Genomic DNA, 24,813 nt, shown 5'->3' with positions numbered 1-24,813 from the left:
TTAATCGCCTGCAAGGTATAGCGTACTCTTCCCGCTATTTGGGCAAGCCATTAGAGCAATATTTGTGGCGGGTAATCCGCCGAAAGTTAATTAATTACCGTTAAATTCTTCCGGTAACTGTTCGGTGTGAATGACGTTAATTTTTTAAAGGTCTTAATAAACAGACTGGGACTGCTGTATCCTGACTCGTACGCAATATCGGTGACAGAATAGTTGGTGATCTCCAGCTGTTTCTTGGCAAAATTAATGCGAATTTCATTAATAATTTGCACGGGTGTTTTACGATAATAGCGCTGCGTCGCGCGGGTCAGATATTCCTGGGATTTCCCCGACAGCGACACCATATTTTCCAGCGCATTTTCGCTGAACTGGCCTTTATCATGCATCAGCTCAACGGTGCCGCGCAGCCATTGCGGAATATCATCCGTCACCTGCTGCTCTTCACGATGGTGGCGTAGCCGGTTCATCACGTAGAAGGTCACCGTTTCAATAAACTCATCAAATTCATTGTCGCGGAAGTTAAGCGAGGCGATAACCGTTTCAATCCAGGTCATAAACTCGTTTTTGACCCGATAGACCTGGGAGGCCACGAAGCAGAACGGCACCAGCGGCAGATAGTGCTTCTCAAAAAAGCGTCTGCTGACGCCCACATTCAAAATACGGGTGGCACCAAATTCGTAAAAGCTCTGGTGATAAGACCCCATCGGCAGGAAGACAAAATCCCCTCGCTCAAGCAGGACGCGCTTACCATTGATCTCCTGGTAGTAGCGGCCGGTCAGAACAATCGTGAATTCGTAGTAGTCATGCTGGTGCAGACCACTGGCGCTCTCCGTTTTGTTGTAGATAACCACGTGAAAATTTTTGCCGTTAAACAGCTGCTGCTCAAGTGCGGTTTTAATTTCCATCGTGCTGACCTCCTGCTGCGAAATCCGACTCAGTGCATTTTCTCGTGAAGCTCAATGAGCTCCGCCACCAGCTCACGCGCCAGCATCGAGGTCATCAGGTGATCCTGCGCGTGGACCAGCACCAGGCTGACCTTCATCTTCCCTTCGCCCTGATCGCTTTCAATCAGCTTTGTCTGCACCAGGTGCGCTTCGTTCAGGGCCGTGCGGGACTGTTCCATCATGGTTTTCGCGGCGGCGAAATCCCCCTGTTTGGCCTGCTTCAGCGCGGCATAGGCCAGGCTGCGGGCCTGTCCGGAGTTGATGATAAGCCCCATCACCACTTCTTCGAGATCGTTCTCGACGGCTTCGTCTGCGACAATACTATCCAAATCTAACATTTTTAAGCTCCTTGTGGCTGGCGCGGGCTTCCCCGCGCCGGTCAATCTTAGAATTTCAGTGAGAGGGCAATATCCTCTTCGCTCTCTTCTTCATCAATAATGGTGGCGGCTTTGTTGGCAATCGCCACGAACGGCATGTACAGCAGGGTGGCAATCCCGAGGTTGAATATCGCCAGCAGGAAGGCCGCGACGCTGCCGTTAGTGTTGAAGAAGGCGCCCAGACCCGCCGGCATGGTCCACGGTGCAATGTTGGTGACCGGTGGAATGATGCCCAGGTAATACGCCGTCAGGGTAATAGCGGCCAGCAGCGGCTGAATCAGGATGAACGGAATGAACATCACCGGGTTCATGATGATTGGCAGACCGAACAGAATCGGTTCGTTAATCTGGAAGATGCCTGATGGCAGCGCCAGCTTCGCGACCTGACGGTAGTCAGCACGACGAGAGACAATAAAGACCGCGATGATCAGACCCAAGGTCGCCCCGGTACCGCCCAGGAAGATATAGGAGTCAAGCATCGGCTTCGCCCACACATGGAAGGTTTTACCCGCTGCCAGCGCCGCGTCAACGGAGCCGTACTGCTGGTAAAGCGCAACGTTTTCCAGTGCCCAGGGGGTCATAATCCCGCTGTCCAGCGCGGCCAGTGCCAGTGAACCATGCACGCCAAAGAACCACAGCAGAGAGGTGAAAATCACATACGCCCAACCGACCACGCCACCCATCGACGCCAGCGGCGTAGAGATAGAGTCCATGATGATCTGGTGGAAGTTTGTGCCCCAGTGGGAGAGCGCCCAGGCGATAATCCCCATGATGGAGAGAATAATGAAGCCTGGAATCAACGCGGAAAACGAACGAGATACGGAAGCCGGGACGCTATCCGGCAGGCGGATAACCCAGTTGCGACGGATAATAAAGGTGAACATTTCTGCCACTACCAGGCCGATAACAATACCGGAGATGATGTTGGCCCCGCCCAGCCAGTTGGCGCCCACGGCATAGGCTTCACCCACGCTGTAAGGCGTCACGGTCATAAAAGCGGCGACGGATAATAACCCGGCAGCCAGCGGATCCACTTTACGCTCTTCGGCCAGTGCCATCCCAATAAAGAAAGGCGCCATCAGCGACATAATCCCTAACGTACCGTTATAGACGTTGCCGCCGATGGCTTTAAAACCATTAAGGGTTTCAATAGTGGAAGCATCTAACCGAATTCCTAATGAATAAAAGAAGGAACCTTCACCAAAGCTCAGAAAAACGTTGTTAATTAAAACGAACATGGCCCCGGCCAGCGTCAACGGCATTAATTTAATAAAGCCGTTTTTGATGGCGTTAACGTGAGGCTGCTTTCCTATTTTAACAGCAAAAGGAAGGAGTACCTTTTCAAGTGAAGCGATGACTTTACTCATAGGAAAATACCCTTAAATGCCGTAACGCATGTTACGGCGTATTGTGTGTGAAATAACTCTTTGACGGGAAAAATAAAAATTAATTAGCAGCTTTTTTAATTGCTGCGACAGCAGCTTTAAGAACACCTAAACCATCAATCTTGCCGTACAGCCCCGAGTCGATCACTTCGACCGGTTTATTCGGTAACAGTCGTTGAATTTCGGGCAACATATAGGCAATTTGCGGCCCCAGTAAAACGACATCGGCTGTCTGGCCTTTTTCGCCCGCCAGCGTCTCTGGAAACGCTTCAATCACCACAGGGACTTCATACTTTTCAGCCTGCGCACGCATCTTTGACACCAGAAGCGACGTAGACATGCCCGCTGAGCAGAACAGGTAGATATGTTTCTTTTCCATCGTGATTTCCCTCTTTTATAACTACCTGCCATCGCGCTATCACTCGACTCGCTGTCCCGGCAGACAGGTAGCTTGCGTACTGTTGTTTATCGTTGGAGTGAGTATACGCAATGGTACAGACAGGGGATAATTCTGGATAGGCTCAAATTGTCTCTCATTGACCTGGCTTGTTGACTCCCTTCACATTTCGGGCAAATAATTCGCGCAAAGAAATAAGATTTCCTGATGCATAAAAAAACCGGCCCATGGGCCGGTTTGTTAACATCCTCAGGCAAGAAGGGTTACTGCGCCTTAGGTGCCTGTGGATCGGTGTCGTATTCAGCACAGGTCTGATAGCCGGAGTTGATCACATGACCGGTATCATCCAGGGCGACGAAGTAGGTTTCTGCCTTACCATCACGTTGACCCAGGATATAGGTCTGACAGGTCCCCTTCGCATGAATCATGGTTACTTCAGAAGAAGGTTTACCGGCAATCGCAGCCACCTGCGAGCGGGTCATCCCTTTTTTGACGTCTTTTACTACGGGCTGCGTAAACTGATCCTTGGTGCGATCGTAAGCCGTACACCCTGCCAGCATAGTCAGTACCGCCGCTGCGCTAAGAATTCCTGCTACGTTCTTGTTCATATTCCGTCCTCTTGTTTATCAGCGTGTTATCTAAGCATGGGATAAAAAGTACTATTGTTCAACTTTGTGAATTACGCCAGACGAATTTCGGAAAATTCTAATAAAACAACGATAACCTGCTAAATCGGCGCAAATTAGCGCACTCGAAACTGTGATCCTTGTCGTTTCTCGCCCAAAGGGTTAGTTTTAACAGCTAACACATTCTGTTTATGTACTGCATATGGAGGGCGTGATGGCTCTGCAACAAGAGATTATTCAGGCACTGGGCGCGAAGCCCACGGTAGATGCACATGAAGAGATCCGCCGCAGCGTGGATTTTTTAAAGTCATACTTAAAAAAGAACGCTTTCCTGAAATCCCTGGTGCTGGGCATCAGCGGCGGCCAGGATTCTACCCTGACCGGTAAACTCTGCCAGATGGCGATTTCAGAGCTTCGCGAAGAGACGGGCGATGAGACACTGCAGTTTATCGCGGTGCGTCTTCCTTATGGCTTACAGGCGGACGAGCAGGATTGTCAGGATGCCATTGCCTTCATTCAGCCTGACCGCGTACTGACCGTGAATATTAAGGGCTCCGTGCTGGCAAGCGAGCAGGCGCTTCGCGAAGCGGGCATTGAGCTGAGCGATTTTGTTCGCGGCAACGAGAAAGCCCGCGAGCGCATGAAAGCGCAATACAGCATCGCCGGGATGACCAAAGGCGTCGTCGTCGGCACCGACCATGCGGCAGAAGCGATCACCGGTTTCTTCACCAAATACGGCGACGGCGGCACCGACATTAACCCTATATTCCGTCTCAACAAGCGTCAGGGTAAGCAGCTGCTGGCCGCGCTGGGCTGTCCTGAGCATCTTTATAAGAAAGCGCCGACGGCCGACCTTGAAGACGATCGCCCTTCCCTGCCGGATGAAGCGGCCCTTGGCGTCACCTATGACAACATTGATGATTATCTGGAAGGCAAAAAACTGGATGAAGGTACCGCGAAAATCATCGAAGGCTGGTATCTGAAAACCGAACACAAGCGCCACACGCCAATTACGGTGTTTGACGACTTCTGGAAATAAACGCAAAACGGTAACCCGCTTTCGTAGATACTGTTATGCCACGCAAGCATTTTCCTGATGTAATGTGGCATCGAACGGGCGTCCTGATTTCAGGACGCCATACGCCACCTGCGCCAGCTTGCGCATCATCGCTCCGATTATCAGCTTCGCTCCCTTGCCGTTCTTTTCCAGACGCGTCCTGAACGCTTTTCCCCACTCCGTTTTGTACAGCGCCACCATCGCGGGCATATACAGCGCCCTGCGAAGCGAGACATGGCCAGCCTTACTCATCCTGCTTGCCCTGTGTACGCTGCTGCCGGATTCATGCTGCCGCGGTGTCAGTCCTGCGAAAGCCGCGAACTGCCGCGCCTGACCGAACCTGTCCTTCAGCCCCACATACGCCAGCAGCACCGCGGATGTCTTTTCACCGATACCCGGTATGCTGTCCAGCAGTTTTCGCCGGTGCTTCAGGTCCGGGTCGTCATCCGTCAGGTCCTTTATCTGTTTCTCCAGCCGCTTCAGCTCCGCTTCCAGCCACAGAAGGTGCGCATCGATGCTCGGCATCTGCACCTCCCGCGCCGTCTCACGACGGTTCAGCTCCTGCGTGTGCATGTCTGTCAGGGACTGGTGACGCAGCACCAGCGCCCGCAACGCGCGCTCCAGCGGATGAGGTGCCTCCCAGGCTACCGGACGCTTCTGCCGGCAGAACTCTGCCAGCATACGGGCATCAACGGCATCGGTTTTACTGCGCAGGCCTTCACTCTGCGCAAAGGCTTTACCAAGAGCCGGGTTGATGATGGATACGGTGAAACCGGCATCGCTGAGGGATGCTGCTGCGTCTTCCATATAGGTGCTGGTCGCTTCCATGCAGATATGTGCCTGAGCCACATTATGGCTGCGGAGCCAGCTGAGCAGCTCCTCGTGACCTTTAGGTGTGTTAGTAAATTTTTTGCTGCGGTGACGGCCATCAGGTCGCAACACATCGACATCCAGCTTAGCTTTGGAGACATCGATACCAATAAAGTGAAGTTCCTGTTCCATAGTGAAACCAACCTTGTGAATGCGGATTACCGGGAAAACCGGTCCATGATACTGTCCGGTTTGTCACTTGTGGAGAAGGTGCAGTCCACTGCAGGGATCTACAACACAGGCTCGTGGCCTAAGGCCGGGTACGGCATGTGGACTGCATGGCAGAAAGAACAGGCCGGTTCTTTCTGCACGGAAGGATAATACAAGGCCGGGTAAGGCGTAGCCGCCACCCGGCTCTTTTTTAACCACCACACTCCTGCTACACTGTATACCTGAACAGTATATGGAGCAGTATGTGAGCAGGCGTCAATCCGCCCCGCGTCTTGAGTTTGAAGCGGCGGCTATCTACGAATATCCCGAGCACCTTCGCCCCTGGCTTGAGGCGCTGCCTAAACAGCCGGGCGTGTACATCTTTCACGGCGAAAGCGACACCCTGCCGCTTTATATCGGCAAGAGCGTTAACATTCGCAGTCGGGTGTTATCCCATCTGCGTACGCCGGACGAGGCCGCCATGCTGCGCCAGTCGCGACGCATTACCTGGTTCCAGACGGCGGGAGAAATGGGGGCGCTGTTGCTGGAGGCGCGGTTGATAAAAGAACAACAGCCGCTGTTCAATAAGCGCCTGCGCCGCAACCGTCAGCTCTGCTCCCTGCAGATCAACAATGGCAAGCCGCAGGTCGTCTACGCGCGCGACGTCGATTTTTCTCATGCGCCGAATCTCTACGGGCTGTTCGCCAATAAACGTGCCGCACTCCAGGCGCTGCAGACGCTGGCGGACGAGCGACAGCTTTGCTACAGCCTTTTGGGTCTGGAGGCAACCACCCGCGGACGCGCCTGTTTTCGATCCGCGCTCAAGCGCTGCGCCGGTGCCTGCTGTGGGAAAGAGAGCGTTGAGGCGCATCACGCCAGGCTCCTCACCGGTCTGGCGGCCATCAGCGTAAACTGTTGGCCGTGGGAAAGCGCCGTTGCGCTAAAAGAAGTGGGCGAGGCAATGACCCAGTATCACATCGTCAACAACTGGCTCTGGCTGGGCGCTGTCGACGACATCAACGACGCGGCAACTCTGCTGCGCACGCCCGCCGGATTTGACCACGATGGCTACAAAATTCTCTGTAAACCGGTCCTGGCCGGAAAGTTTGAGATCGTTGTGCTCAATGACCTGGCAGCCACGTGATTTCGTTGAATAATAAGGTGCCCTGAGCCTCCAGCAGACGCAGCGTATGGGTACCCTCCTCCCAGCTGGCACCCTGATCGGCCGTCAGCAATTTATCACCCAGCTGCCACGCCCCGCTTAGCACAAACACCACGCCCCCGCGCGAGCCAAAGGTGGTAAAGGTTCGGTCAGCAACGCGCACCTTTGCCTGGCAGCAGTCGCGCCGGGTCATGATGTTGAAGTCCATCGCCATCCGCCCATCGGAAAGCAGCGCTTTCACCGGCAAATCGCCGGCAAAACTGTAGGGCTGATGATGCTTCAGGGTATGGAAGAACGCCTTGCCCGCATCCAGCGTCACCTCTCCCCCTTCCAGCAAGGTAATCACCCGATCGACACCGGGAAACGAGGAGAATTCGCCGTTGCTGGCGATAGTCGCGATACTGGCACGCCAGTGAAAATCGCGCGTCGCGGGAGGGAAGCAGCAAATCTCACGCGTTTCGCCAGCACCATTGCGCCAGAGGCTGACTGGCATCTTACGGATATCAAAGAACTCCATCACCACTCCTGAATGGCACAACCCGTGCCAGGACAAGGATATTGCTATCGTTGCTGTCTTGTTTGTTATCGTTGGGTATTCACAGAAACAGTATCGGCAGCAGAGCGAACAGGCCTTAGCGGAACGTTAATAAAAATTCTAACGCCATGACTCTACAAACATTCTCTGAAGCGACTACAGGAGGATACCGCGCTGGCGGCGGCAGGCAAGAGGGCAGGAAAGAAAAACCGCCGGTCCTGTCCACAGCGGTTGCGCTTTTGTGGACAGGATCCCGGCGGTCTTAAGAGTGTGAACCGATTATTCGGTTGGTGCTGGCATTTTACCTTCCATCGCCGGACGTTCTGTCAGACGCTTCTCAAAATTCGCATTAAATTGTTTTTTCTGTTCCGGGGTCAGAATGTTGTAGATCTTGTTCTGGGTTTCCATGTGAGCCAGCATGCGGGCTTTGTGCTGCTCGGCCATTTTGTCGATCTGCGCCTCGGCTTTCGCCTTATCGAAGCTGTCGCTGGCGATGATGTCATGCATCGCACGGCGCTCTTCAAGCGGAGGACGTTTCATCTGGTCGCGTTCACCTTTTCTGATGTCGCGGATCTGTTGCTTCTGCGCATCCGTCAGGTTGAGATCCTTAAACATCATCATCTCGTTGTGCATACCCGGACCTTTATGATGCATCATCATTTTGCCTTCAGCAGGCGCGGCAGTCGTAGTGGTCGCAGTATCTGCGGCGAACGCCATGCTGGTAGCGCCCAGAGCCAGGGTAGAAGCAACAAACAGTGCAGTAAACTTACGCATAATTTATTTCCTTTCTTTCAGTTATTCTTCGGCGCTATGCCGTGTTGACGAGATTAACTTTACGGGGTTTATCGTCAATTAGTCAGAGCAACGGTAAAACAATGAAAGTGTAAAAAACAAATTTTCACCAAATGTGGAGGAAATAAGGATAAAGCGCGGAGAGTTGCAACAAAAAATATTCAATGCGATGATTTTAAAGCGATTTAGCAGAAGTATAGCGAAGTGAAGAACAATAATAAAGCAATTCACCAGGAATATTCTGCAAAACAAGCGCAAGCGCTTTAATCGTTAAGAAAAGTTTTTTACTTCCCCCTCCCGGAAGATGAGAGGGGAAAGATTCAGGATATTTTTTCCAGCATCAGCCCGGCCCGCAGGCCAAACGCGACGGTGGGGTTAGGAAATAAAACATACTCGGTGGTTTTCTGCACCTCGTAACGTTCCTCGCCATCTTCAGCCAGCAGCGCCCCTTTGCGGAACGGGGTGAAGTTTAGGGTGTGCGCGGCCATGTGGAGCAGGAAGGCATCGCTGCGGCGCGTGATCTGCTGTACGACCCGATACCGCTCAACGGGCTGATGCGCGTGCTCAGGAGCCGTTCCTCCCAGCAGAGCCCGAAGGGCGAGATGCGTAGGCGCAAAGCGGGTCAGATCGTTCTGGCCGAACGGTAGCGCTTTTCCCAGCTCCAGCGTGCAGGCCAGCGCAGCGAAACGTTCACAGGTGAAATGGGTAAACGTTCCGCCCGGCGACTGATGAAATACCAGCGCCTCAAGCCCGGCGTCACCCAGCCAGCTCAGGAACGCTTCATCCCACGGCTGATTACGCTGCGGCAAAACGCCGAAGCGAACGTGGTAGGACGCGCGGATTGCCGTATGCAGATCCAGATGCCAGCGCGCCGGTCCCGCGGCGGCAAAAAACGCGGTCACGACGTTCTCCAGCCACTCTGCCCGCGCCGTTTCATCGCTCTGAGGAAACTGCGACCAGCGGCCGCCGAACATGCGGTTAATGTCGCTTACCAGATAGCGTTTGTTTTGCGCCAGCGCAGGGGGATTGCCGAGCACCACCAGCACGCGGCACTTCAGGGCGATCTCATTGCGATACAGCGCACGCAGCAACAGATCAACAATCTCAACGGGTGCGGTTTCATTCCCGTGGATACCCGTTGAAAGCAGCAGCGAGAGTTCGCTTTTTACGGTCGGCGTCAGCTCAAGCACCCCGCGCCCCAGCCACCGCCAGCGAAATGAGGGGCCGTCCCCCTCTTTCTGTTCCGGCGTCTCATCGGCCAGGGTTAGCGCCAGTATATTTTCCATATCCACTCCTTTAGCGCTGGAACGGGTAAACCGATCCCAGCTGCAGGATTGTCGATAACGCGTCCAGCGCCTCGCGCCCTTCACGCAGAAGCTGCGGGTCAACCAGATCCGCCTGCGTCAGCCGATCGCGATAGTAGCGATCGACCCAGTCATTCAGCCGCTTAAAGAGCGTATCGTTCATCATGACCGCCGGGTTCACTGCCTGCATTTCGTCCTGGGTCAAGACCACGCGCAGACGTAAACAGGCTGGACCACCGCCGTTGGCCATGCTTTCGCGCAGGTCAAACACACGCAGCTCGTCAATCGGGTTATCGGCCTTCACCAGCTCCGTCAGGTAGCGCCACACGCCTTTATGATCCCGGGACTCCTGCGGCAGGACCAGCATCATGCTGCCATCGTCACGGCTGAGCAGCTGGCTATTGAACAGATACGTTTCTACCGCGTCCTGCACGCTCACCGCCTCCGTGGGCACCTGGACTGGCGTAAAGCCGCGCACGCGCTCATGTAGCGTGGCGAGCAGCGTCTCCTGATGGGCAAACGCCTGCTCGTGGCAGAACAGCACCTGGCGGTTAGAGACGGCAATCACGTCGTTATGGAACACGCCCTGGTCAATCACATGCGGGTTTTGCTGGGCAAAAATCACCTGGGAAGGATTGACCTGGTTCAGGCGGGCAACCGCCTGGCTGGCTGCCAGCGTCTGACGAGCAGGATAACGGGTTGGCGCAGCGTGGCCTCCCTCTTCTCGTCCGTAGATAAACAGCTGCAGGCTCGGGTCACCATAGTCTCCCCCCAGGCGGTTATGGTTGGCCGCGCCTTCGTCGCCAAACATCGCCACCTGCGGCAGGGCCTGATGCACCTCGAAATGGGCGTCATGGTTGAAAATGGCGCGCAGCACGCGCTCGGTGGTTTCCGCTTCGGTGGCGCGGTGGAATTTATTGTTCAGGTTCGCCACCGTCAGATGAACTTTGCCATCCAGCGTGTCGGCTGACGGCGCGACGGTCGCCGCGTTTGCCACCCACATAGAGGAGGCAGAGCTTGCCGCGGAGAGCAGGTGCGGTGTCTGCGTACCCGCTTTTTCGACGACCTGCTCATCGGTACCGCTAAAGCCGAGCTGACGAAGGACAGCCACGTTCGGGCGTTCCTGCGGCGGGATCACCGCCTGCGGGAAACCGGCATCCGCCAGCGCCTTCATTTTTAGCAGCCCCTGCTTCGCCGCCAGCTTCGGGTTCGACACCTGAAAACGGTGCTTCGTCGAGGCTTCATTACCAAAAGAGAGACCGGCATAGTGGTGCGTCAGCCCCACCAGCCCGTCAAAGTTAACCTCACGCGCTTTCATGACGATCCCCTCCGGTAAAATCCAGCCCCGGATTCAGCGTCTCCGGCAGCGTCAGCGCCGGGGTTTCCAGGCTTGCCATCGGCCACGCGCAGTAATCGGCGGCATACCACGCGCTGGCGCGATGATTGCCCGACGCGCCCACGCCGCCGAACGGTGCGGTGCTCGCGGCCCCGGTCAGCGGTTTATTCCAGTTCACAATCCCGGCGCGCGCTTCCAGCAGCAGTTGGTCAAACTTCTCGCGATGTGGTGAGATCAGCCCGCTCGACAGGCCATAGCGGGTGTTATTCGCCATCGCAATGGCCGCATCGAAATCGTCATAGCGCCAGACGCACAGCAGCGGGCCAAAGACCTCTTCATCCGGCACGTTGCTCGCGCCGCTCATCTCCACGATGCCCGGCGTCAGCAGCGAGGCACCCGGCTGAACCTGCTTCGGCTCCAGCAGGGTTTTCGCGCCGCGCGCGACGTGGTCCTGCCAGGCCTTCAGCACGTTCAGCGCGGCCTGCTCGGAAATCAGGCCGCCGATAAACGGCTGCGGGTCGGCATCCCACGCGGCAGGCACCAGACGCGCGCTCACCTCTACCAGACGCTTCAGGAAGGCATCCCCCTGCGCGCCGCGCTTGACCAGCAGGCGGCGGGAGCAGGTACAGCGCTGTCCGGCGGTAATAAAAGCAGACTGAATCGTCAGGTGCACCGCGGCATCGATATCGTCAGGATCTTCCACAATCAGCGGGTTGTTGCCGCCCATCTCCAGCGCCAGGATTTTCTCCGGCTGTCCCGCCAGCTGGCGGTGCAGCTGATAGCCCGTACCGGCGCTGCCGGTAAACAGCAGGCCGTCGATATCGCTCAGCGCGCTCAGCGCCTGACCGGTTTCCCGCCCGCCCTGCACCAGGTTCAACACGCCCGGCGGCAGGCCAGCCTGTTCCCACAGCTTAACCACCGCCTCGCCGGTGAATGGCGTGAGCTCGCTCGGTTTGAAAATAACGGTATTGCCCGCCAGCAGCGCAGGCACAATGTGGCCATTTGGCAGATGCCCCGGGAAGTTATACGGGCCAAACACCGCCAGCACGCCGTGCGGTCGGTGGCGCAGTGTGGCGGCGCCGTCCGGCATGTCGGTATGCTGTTCGCCGGTGCGGGTGTGGTACGCCTTGATCGAAATGGCGATTTTGTTGATCATCGCCGTCACTTCGGTTGTCGCTTCCCAGCGCGGTTTACTGGTTTCAGACGCGATGATGCGCGTCAGTTCGGCCTTGTTTGCCTCCAGCAGCCCGGCAAACTTTTCAACAATTTCCTGGCGCACGGCGAAAGGCTGTTTTGCCCATGCCGGAAACGCGCGGCGAGCGGCATGGCAGGCCTGTTCTACCTGCGCGACGCTGGCGTCATGCCCCTTCCAGAGCACCTCTTTTCCAACCGGATTGGTTTTTACGCGCTCTTCGCCTTCGCCCGTTATCCAGTCACCGTTAATCCATAATGTCATGCTGTTTTCTCCTCAGGGCAGAGACGCACCAGGCGAACCGTATCGCCGGCGTTACATTTCAGGGCATCGAGCTCAGCAGCCGTCAGCACCAGACGTTCACATTTCGGGTTGGTCCGCACCAGCATGGCGCGGAAGTTGGCGTAATTTTCGTTCGCCACCAGGCATGCGGGCCAGTCGCCTGGCGCGGGCTGACCTTCAGAGACCTCAACCAGACGGCTTTTACGGATCGCGCGCACGCGGTCGATATCGCACTCAAGCGTAGGCCCGCCGTCAAAGATGTCGACATAGTTCCGGTAGCGGAACCCCTCTTTCTCCAGCACCGCGCGGGCGGGCGCGGTTTGCGGATGGACTTCGCCAATCACCGCCTGCGCTTCCGGGCTGAGGAAATGGGTATAGATAGGATGCTTCGGCATCAGCTCGGCAATAAAGGCTTTCTGGCCGGTGCCGCAGAGATAGTCCGCCCGGCTGAACTCCATCGAGAAGAAGCGCTCGCCCAGGCTCTCCCAGAACGGCGAGTAGCCGGTGTCGTCGATTACGCCGCGCATCTCTGCGACCACTTTTTCGTTAAAGCGATCGCGGAAGGCGGCCATAAACATAAAGCGCGATTTGGAGAGCAGGTAGCCGTTGCCCTCTTTGCGCCACGCCGGGTCGAGGAACAGCGTGCAGAGCTCGCTGGCGCCCGTGTGGTCATTGCAGAGAAATAGCGTGGGCAGCGCGTTGTAGACGTTCAGCTCTTTCGAGGCGTGAACCATGGTGCCGACGCGGTAGTTGTACCACGGGTCGTTAAGCCCGACGGCCACTTCAATGGCGCAGATCCCGGCCACGGTCCCCGTGTCGGTGTCTTCCAGCACGAACACATACCCCTGTTCGCTTTTTGGCAACGTCCCCTGCCAGGTTTGCAGGGCGCGCTCAATGCGCGCCGACAGCGTTTTTTCATCGGCAGGAAGCGAGGTCAGCCCGCCTCCCGTCTTACCGGCAAGCTGCATGAGCCCGGCGATATCGCCGCGCTCAACGGGACGGATGACCATCATGATGACACCCCGGATTTCACTTTTTCACACGCCAGCGCAAAACGGTCCAGACCGGTTTGCACCTCTTCCTCGCTGACGATCAGCGCAGGCGCGAAACGCACCACGTTGGCACCGGCAATCAGCACCATCACGCCCACTTTTGCCGCTTCCTGTGAAATAAGTTTAGCTTTTCCGGCAAACTCAGCGGTGAGCTCGCAGCCGATTAACAGCCCCAGACCGCGAATTTCTTTAAACAGCCCCGTTTTGCCGTTGATGGCATTCAGGCGCTCGACAAACCAGTCGTGACGCTGCTTAACGCCTTTCAGCACCTCAGGCGTGTTAATGATGTCGAGAACCTGGCCGGCGACGGCGGTGGCCAGCGGGTTGCCGCCGTAGGTGGTGCCATGGGTGCCCACGGTCATCACGCTGGCGAATTTATCGGTGGTCAGCGTCGCCCCAATCGGGAAGCCGCCGCCCAGCGCTTTGGCGGTCGACAGCACGTCCGGCGTCACGCCGTAGTGCATATAGGCATACAGCTCGCCGGTGCGGCCCACGCCGGTCTGCACTTCGTCGAAAATCAGAACCGCATCGTGGCGATCGCACAGCTCGCGCAGCCCCTGCAGGAAGGCTTTTTGCGCCGGAAGCACGCCGCCCTCGCCCTGCATCGGCTCGACGATCACCGCGCAGGTGGTGTCGTTAATCAGCTCGCTGGCGGACTGTAGATCGTTATAGATGCCGTGGCGAATATCCGGCGGCAGCGGGGCGAAATCCTGCGAGTAGGAAGGCTGGCCGCCCGCGCTGACGGTAAAGAGCGTGCGCCCGTGGAAGGCATTTTTAAATGCCACGATGCCGCTCTTGTGGGTACCAAATTTATCGTGCGCATATTTGCGCGCCAGCTTCAGCGCCGCTTCGTTGGCTTCCGCCCCCGAGTTACAGAAAAAGACTTTTTCGGCAAACGTCGCGTCGATCAGTTTTTTGGCCAGGCGCAGCGCAGGCTCGTTGGTGAAGCCGTTGCCGGTATGCCAGAACTTCGCCGCCTGGTCATTCAGCGCCTGACGCAGCGCAGGGTGCGCATGCCCCAGCGCGTTGACCGCAATCCCACCTGCAAAGTCGATATACTCTTTACCCTGCTGATCCCACAGGCGCGAGCCTTCCCCACGAACCGGAATAAAAGCCGCCGGAGCGTAAACCGGCATCATCCATTCATCGAAATTTTCACGCGTAATTGACAGAGACATAGCGACCTCATCCGGTAAATAAAAAGTTATTTGAATGTTAAATAATTGAGTGTTTGCACTGTGAATGTAGATTGCAGCCTTCGTGCCAGCCAGCGATAAAAATGCATAAACGGGTTTGGGTAACAGAATATCAACGAGTTACGATATGGAGTTATTCACCATTAGTGCATAAAAAGTGAATATTTTTACGACAAGCGGCGCTTTGCCGCATGAAAATCAGAAAGAGTATGCACAGGCCAAATATAATTCTGGAATTGTGATCGCTCGCGAAATTTATCGGTCATTTACGCCCTGTTTGAGGGCGGGACGCGTCAGAATGGTGCAAATATTGCACCACCGGCATTATCTGTCGCAGTTATTGGTCGAACCCGGTAACAGTTGACGCAAATTCTGCTACCATCCATGCACTATTCACCTTGCACTGGCAGCGACTATGAAATTTGTCTCTTTTAATATCAACGGCCTGCGCGCCCGCCCCCATCAGCTTGAAGCTATCGTTGAACAACATCAGCCAGATGTGATCGGCCTGCAGGAGACCAAGGTTCACGACGATATGTTCCCCCTCGAAGAGGTGGCAAAACTCGGCTACAACGTCTTCTATCATGGGCAGAAAGGCCATTACGGCGTTGCGCTGTTGACCAAAGAGACGCCAGTTTCCGTCCGCCGTGGGTTTCCCGGCGATGACGAAGAAGCACAACGCCGCATCATCATGGCGGAGTTGCCTTCCCCGCTGGGTAACATCACCGTGATTAATGGTTACTTTCCCCAGGGCGAAAGCCGCGACCATCCGACCAAATTCCCGGCCAAAGCCAAGTTTTATCAGGATCTGCAGAACTACCTGACAACCGAACTAAAAAAAGAGAATCCGGTGCTGATCATGGGTGATGTGAACATCAGCCCGACCGATCTGGATATTGGTATCGGTGAAGACAGTCGCAAACGCTGGCTGCGTACCGGCAAATGCTCCTTCCTGCCGGAAGAGCGCGAGTGGATGCAGCGCCTGCTGGACTGGGGCCTGGTGGATACCTTCCGCAATGCCAACCCGGAAACGCAGGACCGTTTCTCCTGGTTTGACTATCGCTCAAAAGGCTTTGACGACAACCGCGGCCTGCGCATCGACCTGCTGCTGGCCAGTTCGCCGCTGGCAGAGCGCTGCATCGAAACCGGGATCGACTACGAGATCCGCAGCATGGAAAAACCGTCTGACCACGCGCCGGTGTGGGCTAAATTCAAGCTGTAATGACGCGTGAACATTCGAAAAATCGCTTTCCTGTGCGCCCTTCTGGGCGCATTTGTTCTGACGTTTGTCGTGCTTCCCCCGGGCACACTCTCCCTGGAAGGGATTAAAACTCACCAACAGGCGTTACTCTCCCATGTTGACCACGAACCGCTACGAAGCGCGCTGATCTTTTTTGCGCTCTATGTGCTGGTCTCCGCCCTGTCGATACCCGGCGCGGCGATCCTCACCCTGCTGGGCGGGGCGTTATTTCCTCTGTGGGAAGGCACCGTGCTGGTCTCGTTTGCCTCCACGCTCGGAGCCACGCTTGCGATGCTCGCCAGCCGTTATCTGCTGCGCGAATGTGTCCAGCGTCGGTTTGCTCAGCAGATGAAAACGGTGAACGCCGGTATGGCGCATGACGGCGCGGGATATCTTTTTGCCCTGCGCCTGATGCCGCTGTTCCCGTTTTTCCTGGTAAATTTGCTGATGGGGCTGACCCGCATTGGCGTATATCGCTACTGGTGGGTCAGCCAGGTCGCCATGCTGCCCGCGACGGTGGTCTTTCTGAACGCCGGGCGCGAGCTGGGAAAAGTGGCGTCGCCGCGCGATATTTTGTCGCCGGGCATGCTAATCGCCTTTACACTACTGGGGTTATTGCCGCTGGCCACGCGCCGGCTGTTTTCCCGTTATCTCCCGTCAGCTAAAAAGTGAGGCATTATGCGCCGTGTGCGTTTTTGCGCGTTTCTGACCGGTCTGCTGCTGGCAGCCCCCCTGTGTGCCGCCGAGGGCTGGCACGCTATCCAACAGCAGGCCAAAGGCCAGACCGTCTGGTTTAACGCCTGGGGCGGCGATCCGGCGGTCAACCGCTACCTTGAGTGGGTCAGCGGTGAGATGCAAACGCACTACGCCATTACCCTCAAAATCGTCCCACTGGCGGACGCTGGCGATGCGGTAAAACGGATTCAGACCGAAGCCGCCGCAGGACGTAAGACGAACGGCTCAGTCGACCTGCTGTGGGTCAACGGGGAAAACTTCCGTACGTTAAAAGAGGCGAACCTGCTGCAAACCGGGTGGGCGCAGACGTTGCCAAACTGGCGCTATGTCGATACCCGTAAACCCGTCACGGAAGATTTTGCGATTCCCACCGACGGGGCGGAATCGCCGTGGGGCGGCGCGCAGCTGACCTTTATCGCCCGCAAAGCCAGCATGCCGACGCCACCGGAGGATCCTCAGGCGCTGCTGGCTTACGCGCAACAGCACCCGGGCAAGGTGAGCTATCCTCGCCCGCCCGATTTTACCGGCACGGCATTTCTTGAGCAGCTGCTTCTGACGCTCACCGATCGCCCTGAGGCTTTACAAAAAGCGCCCGATGCAACGTTTAATCACGTTACGGCGCCGCTCTGGGCCTACCTCGATAAGTTGCACCCGCTGCTGTGGCGCGAAGGCAAAGACTTTCCCCCTTCCCCTGCGCGGATGGATGCCCTGCTTGCCAGCGGCAGTCTGAACCTGTCGCTGACCTTTAACCCGGCGCATACGCAGCAGAAAGTGGCGAGCGGCGAACTGCCTGCCGACAGCTACAGCTTTGGTTTCCATAGCGGGATGCTCGGCAACGTCCATTTTGTGGCTATCCCGACCAATGCTGGCGCGAGCGCGGGTGCGAAAGTGGTCGCGAATTTCCTGCTGTCGCCGCAGGCGCAAATCCGCAAGGCCGACCCGGCCATCTGGGGAGACCCGAGCGTACTGGATGCGAAAGCGCTGCCCGAAGGTGACGCGAAACAGCTGCTGGCCCATACGCCTCAGGGGCTGCCGCGGGTGCTTGCAGAGCCGCAGTCCGCCTGGGTGAACGCGCTGGAGCAGGAATGGCTGCGCCGTTACGGCACCCGCTGAGCGGGCTCGTCTGGCTGGCGATGGCGGTGATTTATCTGCCGATCCTGCCCGCTGGCGTGATGCTGTTCGCACCGGCGTTTTCCGTGACAAACTGGCAGCGGCTGCTGAACGATCCGCAGCTGCCCCAGGCGACCGTCGCCACGCTGGTCTCAACGCTCATCGCCACGCTGGGGGCGTTGCTGATTGCCCTTTTCCTCGTCTGCCTTTTGTGGCCCGGTCAACGCTGGCGACGCCTCTCTACCCGCCTGCCGTGGCTACTGGCGATCCCCCACGTGGCGTTCGCCACCAGCGCGTTACTGCTGTTTGCCGAGGGCGGTCTGTTTTATCAGGTCTGCACCGTCTGTTCGCCGCCGTTTGACCGCTACGGCATCGGTCTGGGTCTGACGCTCGCGGTCAAAGAGAGCGCGTTTGTGCTGTGGGCCATTTACGCCGTACTGCCGGAACAACGGCTCGCGCAGCAGAAGATCGTCCTGCAGACCTTTGGCTACGGGCGTTATCAGACGCTCAGCTGGCTGATCCTTCCGGCGATCGCCCCTGTCCTCGGCGCGGTGATGCTGGCGGTGCTGGCGTGGTCACTTTCGGTCGTGGACGTGGCGATCGTTCTCGGGCCCGGCAATCCGCCCACCCTGGCCGTGCTGGCCTGGCAGTGGCTAAGCCAGGGCGACGCGCAGCAGCAGGCAAAAGGAATGCTGCTGTGTCTGCTTCTCCTTATGCTGCTGGCCGCGCTTGCCGCCCTCGGGTACGGCCTCTGGAAAGCATGGCGTCGCACGATCCCGGACCTCGCGGGGACGCGTCCCCGGACTCAGCGCGTCCTGCCTGCGCGGGCACTCAGCGGGTTACTGCCCGCGTGCGGCATCCTGTGCGCCGCGGTACTGCTGATGCTGGCACAAGGAGGCGACGTGGGTCCCGTGGGTACCAGCCTCTCCTTCGGTCTGCTTTCGAGCCTGATCGCCCTCATCGTCATTTTTCTCTGGCTGGAATGGGGACCGCAGCGCGGCGCAACGTGGGTGTGGTCTCCGCTCGCCCTTCCGGCGCTGCCGCTCGTCACCGGGCAATACTTTATTGCTTTGCGTCTGGGACTCGACGGGCACTATGCCGCCGTGCTCTGGAGCCATCTGCTGTGGGGGTTGCCGTGGATGCTGCTTGTTCTGCAGCCCGCCTGGCGGCGGATCGATCCCCGGCTTATTCTTACCGCCAGAACGCTCGGCTGGCGACGTGCGAAAATATTCTTACTGCTGAAATGCCCCCTGCTGGCGCGCCCTGCGCTGCTGGCCTTTGCCACCGGCTTTTCCGTCAGCATGGCGCAATACATGCCGACGCTCTGGCTTGGCGCGGGGCGTTTCGCCACGCTGACCACCGAAACCGTCGCGCTCAGCAGCGGGGGCAGCATCCCCGTTCTCGCCAGCAGGGCGCTGGGATTGCTGCTGGTCACGGGCGCGGTGTTTGGTCTTGCCGCACTGTTATCCCGGCTCGCGGGCCGCTACCGTCAAGGATTACGATAATGCTGAAGGTAAACCATCTCACCATCGAACCGCTTTTCCGCGAGGTCAGTTTTTGCGTTCCTCGCGGGGAGATCGTTACCCTGATGGGGCCGTCCGGCAGCGGCAAATCGACCCTTTTTGCGTGGATGGTCGGCGCGCTGTCAGACGATTTTCAGGCGCAAGGCGAACTGTGGCTCGACGCGCGTCGCTGCGACGGTCTTCCCGTTGAATCCCGCGGGCTGGGCATACTCTTTCAGGACGCGCTGCTGTTTGAACAGTTCAGCGTCGGGCAAAATTTGCTGCTGGCGCTGCCTGAGCGGATCGTCGGTCGCGCGCGGCGGGAAGCGGTCGAGCAGGCGCTGGATTCCGCCGGGCTGAGCGGTCATTACGCCAGCGATCCGGCCACCCTCTCCGGCGGGGAGCGTGCCCGGGTCAGCCTGCTGCGCGCCCTGCTCGCTGAGCCGCAGGCGCTGCTGCTGGACGAACCGTTCAGCCGCCTCGATAAAACGTTGCGCACGACGTTTCGGACATGGATATTTGACGCCGTCCGCGCGCGCAATATCCCGGTGGTGCTGGTCACGCACGATGTGGACGATATTCCGCCCGGCGGCGAGCTGATTGAGATCTCTCGCTGGCAATAATGTGCTAACGCAATGTTTTACGTTTCGGGAGAGACGACAATGCCCCCCTCTTTTACTGACGTCAGGTTATTCGATGAAACGTGTTTCTCAACTGACCGCGCTGGCCCTGCTCTGCGGCCTCGCTTCCTTTTCCTCTCTGGCGGCTGATATGGACAACGCGATGACGCTGTCTCAGCTTCAGGCGCAGCACGGCACGCCTGTCGACACCCGTCCCAGCGCGTTTTATAACGGCTGGCCGCAGACGCTCAGCGGCCCCTCCGGGCATGAACCCGCCGCACTCAACCTTGCTGCCGCCTGGCTTAGCGCCATGAGCGACGAGCAGATTGCGCTTTGGGCAAAACAGCATCAGCTTACTCCTGCAACGGCCATCGCCCTGTACGGCGACGAGAACGATAACCAGGCGGTGAAGTCCCGCCTGGAGAAAGCCGGATACCGCCACGTCTCGCTGCTCAGCGACGCGCTGCAGACGCCCGACCGCCTTCAGCGCCTGCCTCACTTTGAACAGCTGGTTTACCCGCAGTGGATCCACCGCCTCCAGCAGGGTAAACCCGTGACCGCCGCGCCGTCGGGTGACTGGAAAGTGATTGAAGCCGCCTGGGGCGCACCGAAGTTTTACCTGCTGAACCACATTCCCGGCGCGGGCTACATCGACACCAACGAGGTGGAAAGCGAGCCGCTGTGGAATAAAGTCTCCGACGACAAGCTGAAAGCGATGCTGGCGAAGCACGGGATCCGTCACGATACCACCGTTATTTTGTATGGCCGTGACGTTTACGCCGCCGCGCGCGTGGCGCAGATTATGCTGTATGCGGGCGTGAAGGATGTGCGCATTCTCGATGGCGGCTGGAAAGCGTGGTCCGATGCAGGCCTGCCGGTTGAACGCGGCACGCCCGGCAAAGTGACGCCGGCCCCCGATTTCGGCACGCCGATCCCTGGCCAGCCGCAGCTGATGGTCGACATGGAGCAGGCGCGCGGGATGCTGCACCGCCCGGATGCCTCCCTGGTTAGCATTCGTTCCTGGCCGGAGTTCATTGGCGAAACCAGCGGCTACAGCTACATCAAGCCAAAAGGTGAAATAGCCGGTGCCCGCTGGGGTCATGCGGGTAGCGACGCGACCCATATGGAGGACTTCCATAACCCGGATGGCACCATGCGCAGTGCGGACGATATCGCCGCCCAGTGGAAGCGCTGGAATATTCTGCCGGAACAGCACGTCGCGTTTTACTGCGGCACCGGCTGGCGGGCGTCCGAAACCTTTATGTACGCCCGGGCGATGGGCTGGAAGAATGTCGCCGTCTATGACGGCGGCTGGTACGAATGGAGCAGTCACCCGCAGAACCCGGTCACCACCGGCGCGCGCGGGCCAGAGAGCGCGCTCTAAGGGGTGAGTGACTTCAGCGTCACATAGCCGCTCCAGATGCGCGTTGTGGTGGTCAGCCAGCACAGCGCGCCGAATACCCACGCGAATAGCGCAAAGTGTGCCGGAAAGAGGCAGCACAGCACGAACAGCGCGATGGTCTCCGTCCCTTCCGTTAGCCCCCCGATGTAATAAAACGACTTGTGCGCATAGCCGGGGTTGTCGATGTCGTGCTTCGCGGCCAACGCCGCAAACGCCAGAAAACTGCTGCCGGTACCGATAAACGCAAACAGCAGCCAGGCGGCCGCCAGCGCATTTTCTACGGGAGCCGCGAGCGCAAAGCCAAACGGCACCAGGGCGTAGAACAGAAAATCGAGCGCGATATCAAGAAATCCCCCCGCATCGGTCAGCCCTCTCCGGCGCGCCAGCGCGCCGTCCAGACCATCCAGCAGGCGGTTAAGCACAATAGCGATCAGCGCGGCCGGATACCAGCCGAGGGCCAGAAACGGCAACGCCAGCACGCCGACGGCAAACCCGGTCAGGGTTAATCCGTCGGGCGTGATGCCCGGCTTATCCAGCACGGAAACCAGACGATTCAGAGCGGGCTTAACCCGCGGGTGCAGGTGACGGTCAAGCATGGGGAGTCTCGTTAAACGTGGCGCACAGCCCCTGCGCCGGAATATCCAGCGCGGCATTAAAGCGGGCGGAGAGATTCTGAAACGCAATGAGCGCCGTCATCTCGGCGATGGCATCGTCCGTGAAGTGGCGTTTCAGCGCCGTTCTGATTGCCTCATCCGCTCTGGGTGGCGTGGCGGTCACCGCCTCGGCGTAGGCCAGCGCCGCACGCTCTTGCTCGGTGAACAAAGTGGAATCATGCCAGTCGCCCACGGCCTGAACCTTATCCAGCGCGCCGCAGCGCTCGGCCAGCCGCAGGCTGTTGGCATCAATACAGAAAGCGCAGTGACAGAGCTGGGACACCCGCGTCATGAGCAGCGAACGAAGCACGGGCGTCAGGCGCGCGTGACGGCGCTCAAGAAAACCGACAAACAGCGCCACCAGCCAGAACAGACGTGGCATGCGCCCCCACCAGCAGGTGGGATTCAGCACCGCGCCAAAATGCTTTTTCTGCATGGCGGCAATCGGTTTAAGGCTGGCGGGAAGGGATTCGAGGGGGGCAACCCAGGCGGTGGTCTCTTTCACCTGATTCTCCTGATTACTGGACTCTGAGAAAGGGCACGATAATATGTCTTTTTTCGCTATCAATTATTGACGACCATGCTGAAAACACTCGATGTCGTTGCCGCCATTATCGAAAAAGACGGCAATATTTTACTGGCGCAGCGCCCTGCCCATGCCGACCAGCCGGGATTGTGGGAATTTGCAGGCGGTAAAGTCGAGGCCGGAGAAACCCAGCCAGAAGCGCTTATCCGCGAGCTGCGTGAAGAGTTGGGTATTGACGCCCTGCCGGGGCAATACGTGGCAAGCCACCAGCGGGAAGTCTCGCAGCGGTTGATCAACCTGCATGCCTGGCACGTCCCTGCTTTTCACGGCGAGCTCACGGCGCACTACCACAGCGCGCTGACGTGGTGTACGCCGGAAGAGGCGTTTGGCTACGCCTTAGCCCCCGCGGATATTCCGCTGCTGGAGGCGTTTATTGTTTTACGCGACGCCAGACCAGCGGGTTCGTGCTGATGGCGCGCTCGTCGCGCTGGCACTGCAGCAGAATGCCGTCCGCTTTCACAACGGCCCCTTCCGAGTAGTTCTGATTCTGATAGATACAGCACTGATTACAGGGTTGCACCGTTTGATTCTGGCCGCTGGAGCTAAACACTTCCGGCGGCACATTCACTTCCACATCCGGGCGAATGCGGTCAGCCTGCGCGGCTGCGGTAAAGATCAAACATAACGCGGTGAGTAGATAACGGTTCATAGACACATTTTCCTGTTATTCCTTGATAATGACTATAACGGTAAACCCGAGCGGAACCTTTAATTTATATCTTCATCGCTTTTGGTTATGACGCCCGCGCTCTCATTAATTTCCCTTTCGGCATACATTTCTGCTTGCCTCACAAAGTGGTACGGGTGGTATAGTCAAAAAAACAACACAAATCGCATAAGTAATACACATAAAATACGATAAGAGGTTCTTATATCTATGGATCAGACACGCTCTCTGGAAAGTTTCCTTGCCCATGTTCAGCAGCGCGACCCGCACCAAAGCGAGTTCGCGCAGGCCGTACGTGAAGTTATGACTACCCTGTGGCCCTTCCTTGAACAAAACCCGCGTTATCGCCAGATGTCGCTGCTTGAACGCCTTGTCGAGCCAGAGCGCGTGATCCAGTTCCGCGTGACGTGGGTTGACGATCGCAATCAGGTACAGGTTAACCGCGCGTGGCGCGTTCAGTTTAACTCGGCCATCGGTCCGTTTAAGGGCGGCATGCGTTTTCATCCGTCCGTGAACCTGTCGATTCTGAAATTCCTCGGCTTCGAGCAGACCTTTAAAAACGCCCTCACTACGCTACCCATGGGCGGCGGCAAAGGCGGCAGCGATTTCGACCCGAAAGGCAAAAGCGAAGGCGAAGTGATGCGCTTCTGCCAGGCGCTGATGACCGAACTCTATCGCCATCTTGGTCCTGATACCGACGTGCCTGCCGGTGATATCGGCGTGGGTGGACGTGAAGTGGGCTTTATGGCCGGGATGATGAAAAAGCTCTCCAACAACAGCGCCTGCGTCTTTACCGGCAAGGGGTTGTCGTTTGGCGGGAGCCTGATCCGCCCGGAAGCGACCGGATACGGCCTGGTTTACTTCACCGAGGCCATGCTCAAGCGTCACGGCCTGGGCTTTGAAGGCATGCGCGTCGCGGTGTCCGGCTCCGGTAACGTGGCGCAGTACGCGATTGAGAAAGCGATGCAGTTTGGCGCTCGCGTGGTGAGCGCCTCTGACTCCAGCGGCACGGTGGTGGATGAAGCGGGCTTCACAGTAGAGAAACTGGCGCGTCTGTGTGAAATCAAAGCCAGCCGCGATGGCCGCGTGGCGGATTATGCCCGGGAGTTTGGCCTGACCTACCTCGAAGGTAAACAGCCGTGGGGCGTGCCGGTGGATATCGCCCTGCCGTGCGCAACGCAGAACGAGCTGGATGTTGAAGCCGCGCGTACCCTGATTAGCAATGGCGTAAAAGCGGTGGCCGAGGGGGCAAATATGCCGACCACCATCGCCGCAACGGACCTGTTCCTGGAAGCGGGCGTGCTGTTTGCACCGGGCAAGGCCGCTAACGCGGGCGGCGTGGCGACCTCCGGTCTCGAAATGGCGCAAAACGCCGCGCGTCTCGGCTGGAAAGCGGAGAAAGTGGATGCGCGCCTGCACCATATCATGCTGGATATTCACCATGCCTGCGTGGAGTATGGCGGCGAGGCATCGCAAACCAACTATGTGCGCGGAGCGAATATTGCCGGGTTCGTGAAGGTGGCGGATGCGATGATTGGGCAGGGTGTGATTTAGTTTCCCTGTATTCTCGCCCTTGTAGGCCCGGTAAGCGTTAGCGCCACCGGGCTTTTTTCAGGCCGCAGAGCTGCTTTCGCCGGGTGG

At 57.8% G+C, this 24,813-nt stretch carries 26 protein-coding genes; 10 read left to right on the top strand and 16 right to left on the bottom strand.

The window, feature by feature from the left end:
* Positions 1–86: 86 nt before the first annotated feature.
* The 5 genes from chbR to osmE form a co-directional block, all read right to left on the bottom strand.
* Entirely contained in the window at positions 87–929 is an 843-nt protein-coding gene (chbR, locus tag V1566_RS12485; RefSeq protein ID WP_072034209.1) for a transcriptional regulator ChbR, read from the bottom strand.
* 5 nt (positions 930–934) lie between these two features.
* Positions 935–1,282, bottom strand: a complete 348-nt coding sequence (gene chbA / locus V1566_RS12480; RefSeq protein ID WP_063142895.1) for a PTS N,N'-diacetylchitobiose transporter subunit IIA — start codon at positions 1,280–1,282, stop codon at positions 935–937.
* Between the two features lie 47 nt (positions 1,283–1,329).
* Positions 1,330–2,688 carry a PTS N,N'-diacetylchitobiose transporter subunit IIC gene (chbC, locus tag V1566_RS12475; RefSeq protein ID WP_063142894.1) on the bottom strand — a complete coding sequence of 453 codons (1,359 nt, stop codon included), beginning with the start codon at positions 2,686–2,688 and terminating at the stop codon, positions 1,330–1,332.
* Positions 2,689–2,767: 79 nt separating this feature from the next.
* Positions 2,768–3,085 carry a PTS N,N'-diacetylchitobiose transporter subunit IIB gene (chbB, locus tag V1566_RS12470; protein ID WP_008500676.1) on the bottom strand — a complete coding sequence of 106 codons (318 nt, stop codon included), beginning with the start codon at positions 3,083–3,085 and terminating at the stop codon, positions 2,768–2,770.
* A 281-nt stretch (positions 3,086–3,366) separates the two neighbouring features.
* Positions 3,367–3,711 (bottom strand): osmotically-inducible lipoprotein OsmE, encoded by a 345-nt coding sequence (osmE, locus tag V1566_RS12465; RefSeq protein WP_010430142.1) that lies wholly within the window; start codon positions 3,709–3,711, stop codon positions 3,367–3,369.
* 232 nt (positions 3,712–3,943) lie between these two features.
* Between osmE and nadE the strand changes: the two genes are divergently transcribed.
* A complete protein-coding gene (nadE, locus tag V1566_RS12460; RefSeq protein ID WP_395303482.1) occupies positions 3,944–4,768 on the top strand; it encodes an ammonia-dependent NAD(+) synthetase in 825 nt (274 codons plus the stop codon).
* 33 nt (positions 4,769–4,801) lie between these two features.
* On the opposite strand, the gene V1566_RS12455 is transcribed toward nadE, so the two are convergent.
* A complete protein-coding gene (locus V1566_RS12455; RefSeq protein WP_395303481.1) occupies positions 4,802–5,788 on the bottom strand; it encodes an IS110 family transposase in 987 nt (328 codons plus the stop codon).
* A 283-nt stretch (positions 5,789–6,071) separates the two neighbouring features.
* Between V1566_RS12455 and cho the strand changes: the two genes are divergently transcribed.
* Positions 6,072–6,950, top strand: a complete 879-nt coding sequence (gene cho, locus V1566_RS12450) for an excinuclease Cho (protein ID WP_395303480.1) — start codon at positions 6,072–6,074, stop codon at positions 6,948–6,950.
* On the opposite strand, the gene ves is transcribed toward cho, so the two are convergent.
* The 7 genes from ves to V1566_RS12415 all read right to left on the bottom strand — a co-directional run bounded on the left by ves (position 6,928) and on the right by V1566_RS12415 (position 14,639).
* Positions 6,928–7,485, bottom strand: a complete 558-nt coding sequence (gene ves, locus V1566_RS12445) for an environmental stress-induced protein Ves (RefSeq protein ID WP_395303479.1) — start codon at positions 7,483–7,485, stop codon at positions 6,928–6,930. The genes cho and ves overlap by 23 nt on opposite strands.
* A 297-nt stretch (positions 7,486–7,782) precedes the next feature.
* Positions 7,783–8,277, bottom strand: a complete 495-nt coding sequence (gene spy / locus V1566_RS12440; protein WP_023311279.1) for an ATP-independent periplasmic protein-refolding chaperone Spy — start codon at positions 8,275–8,277, stop codon at positions 7,783–7,785.
* A 338-nt stretch (positions 8,278–8,615) separates the two neighbouring features.
* The gene (gene astE / locus V1566_RS12435; RefSeq protein ID WP_395303478.1) at positions 8,616–9,581 is read right to left on the bottom strand and encodes a succinylglutamate desuccinylase; all 966 of its coding nucleotides are present in this window, start codon (positions 9,579–9,581) and stop codon (positions 8,616–8,618) included.
* 10 nt (positions 9,582–9,591) lie between these two features.
* On the bottom strand, positions 9,592–10,917 hold the full coding sequence (astB, locus tag V1566_RS12430; RefSeq protein WP_395303477.1) for an N-succinylarginine dihydrolase: 1,326 nt from the start codon (positions 10,915–10,917) through the stop codon (positions 9,592–9,594).
* Positions 10,904–12,391: a succinylglutamate-semialdehyde dehydrogenase gene (gene astD, locus V1566_RS12425; RefSeq protein WP_395303476.1), complete on the bottom strand. Its 1,488-nt coding sequence runs from the start codon at positions 12,389–12,391 to the stop codon at positions 10,904–10,906. Before astD ends, astB begins: the two co-directional genes overlap by 14 nt.
* Entirely contained in the window at positions 12,388–13,422 is a 1,035-nt protein-coding gene (gene astA / locus V1566_RS12420; protein WP_159513922.1) for an arginine N-succinyltransferase, read from the bottom strand. The genes astD and astA overlap by 4 nt, the downstream gene beginning before the upstream one ends.
* Entirely contained in the window at positions 13,419–14,639 is a 1,221-nt protein-coding gene (locus tag V1566_RS12415) for an aspartate aminotransferase family protein (protein ID WP_032657899.1), read from the bottom strand. The genes astA and V1566_RS12415 overlap by 4 nt, the downstream gene beginning before the upstream one ends.
* A 433-nt stretch (positions 14,640–15,072) precedes the next feature.
* Between V1566_RS12415 and xthA the strand changes: the two genes are divergently transcribed.
* The 6 genes from xthA to V1566_RS12385 all read left to right on the top strand — a co-directional run bounded on the left by xthA (position 15,073) and on the right by V1566_RS12385 (position 21,248).
* Positions 15,073–15,879, top strand: coding sequence for an exodeoxyribonuclease III (gene xthA / locus V1566_RS12410; protein ID WP_395303475.1), 807 nt, complete (start codon positions 15,073–15,075; stop codon positions 15,877–15,879).
* A gap of 6 nt (positions 15,880–15,885) precedes the next feature.
* Positions 15,886–16,569: a TVP38/TMEM64 family protein gene (locus V1566_RS12405; RefSeq protein ID WP_395303474.1), complete on the top strand. Its 684-nt coding sequence runs from the start codon at positions 15,886–15,888 to the stop codon at positions 16,567–16,569.
* Positions 16,570–16,584: 15 nt separating this feature from the next.
* On the top strand, positions 16,585–17,745 hold the full coding sequence (locus V1566_RS12400) for an ABC transporter substrate-binding protein (RefSeq protein WP_395305985.1): 1,161 nt from the start codon (positions 16,585–16,587) through the stop codon (positions 17,743–17,745).
* Positions 17,718–19,247 (top strand): thiamine ABC transporter permease, encoded by a 1,530-nt coding sequence (locus V1566_RS12395; RefSeq protein ID WP_395303473.1) that lies wholly within the window; start codon positions 17,718–17,720, stop codon positions 19,245–19,247. The genes V1566_RS12400 and V1566_RS12395 overlap by 28 nt, the downstream gene beginning before the upstream one ends.
* The gene (locus tag V1566_RS12390) at positions 19,247–19,867 is read left to right on the top strand and encodes an ATP-binding cassette domain-containing protein (protein WP_395303472.1); all 621 of its coding nucleotides are present in this window, start codon (positions 19,247–19,249) and stop codon (positions 19,865–19,867) included. The genes V1566_RS12395 and V1566_RS12390 overlap by 1 nt, the downstream gene beginning before the upstream one ends.
* Before the next feature lie 73 nt (positions 19,868–19,940).
* The gene (locus V1566_RS12385; protein WP_395303471.1) at positions 19,941–21,248 is read left to right on the top strand and encodes a sulfurtransferase; all 1,308 of its coding nucleotides are present in this window, start codon (positions 19,941–19,943) and stop codon (positions 21,246–21,248) included.
* Here the strand turns inward: V1566_RS12385 and V1566_RS12380 are convergent.
* Entirely contained in the window at positions 21,245–21,862 is a 618-nt protein-coding gene (locus V1566_RS12380) for a CDP-alcohol phosphatidyltransferase family protein (protein WP_395303470.1), read from the bottom strand. The two genes, V1566_RS12385 and V1566_RS12380, sit on opposite strands and share 4 nt — an antisense overlap.
* On the bottom strand, positions 21,855–22,424 hold the full coding sequence (locus V1566_RS12375) for a carboxymuconolactone decarboxylase family protein (protein WP_395303469.1): 570 nt from the start codon (positions 22,422–22,424) through the stop codon (positions 21,855–21,857). The genes V1566_RS12380 and V1566_RS12375 overlap by 8 nt, the downstream gene beginning before the upstream one ends.
* A gap of 75 nt (positions 22,425–22,499) precedes the next feature.
* On the opposite strand from V1566_RS12375, the gene V1566_RS12370 reads away from it, so the two are divergent.
* Positions 22,500–22,916 (top strand): pyrimidine (deoxy)nucleoside triphosphate diphosphatase, encoded by a 417-nt coding sequence (locus V1566_RS12370; RefSeq protein ID WP_395303468.1) that lies wholly within the window; start codon positions 22,500–22,502, stop codon positions 22,914–22,916.
* Here the strand turns inward: V1566_RS12370 and V1566_RS12365 are convergent.
* Positions 22,876–23,154, bottom strand: a complete 279-nt coding sequence (locus V1566_RS12365; RefSeq protein WP_335244200.1) for a DUF1496 domain-containing protein — start codon at positions 23,152–23,154, stop codon at positions 22,876–22,878. The two genes, V1566_RS12370 and V1566_RS12365, sit on opposite strands and share 41 nt — an antisense overlap.
* A 228-nt stretch (positions 23,155–23,382) precedes the next feature.
* Between V1566_RS12365 and gdhA the strand changes: the two genes are divergently transcribed.
* Positions 23,383–24,726, top strand: a complete 1,344-nt coding sequence (gene gdhA / locus V1566_RS12360; protein WP_395303467.1) for an NADP-specific glutamate dehydrogenase — start codon at positions 23,383–23,385, stop codon at positions 24,724–24,726.
* Positions 24,727–24,813 lie beyond the last annotated feature (87 nt).

The organism is Enterobacter sp. ECC-019 (assembly GCF_043974075.1).
GTDB lineage: Bacteria > Pseudomonadota > Gammaproteobacteria > Enterobacterales > Enterobacteriaceae > Enterobacter > Enterobacter asburiae_D.
Note: the sequence above shows the minus strand (reverse complement) of the source record. Positions and strands in the feature narration are given on the sequence as shown.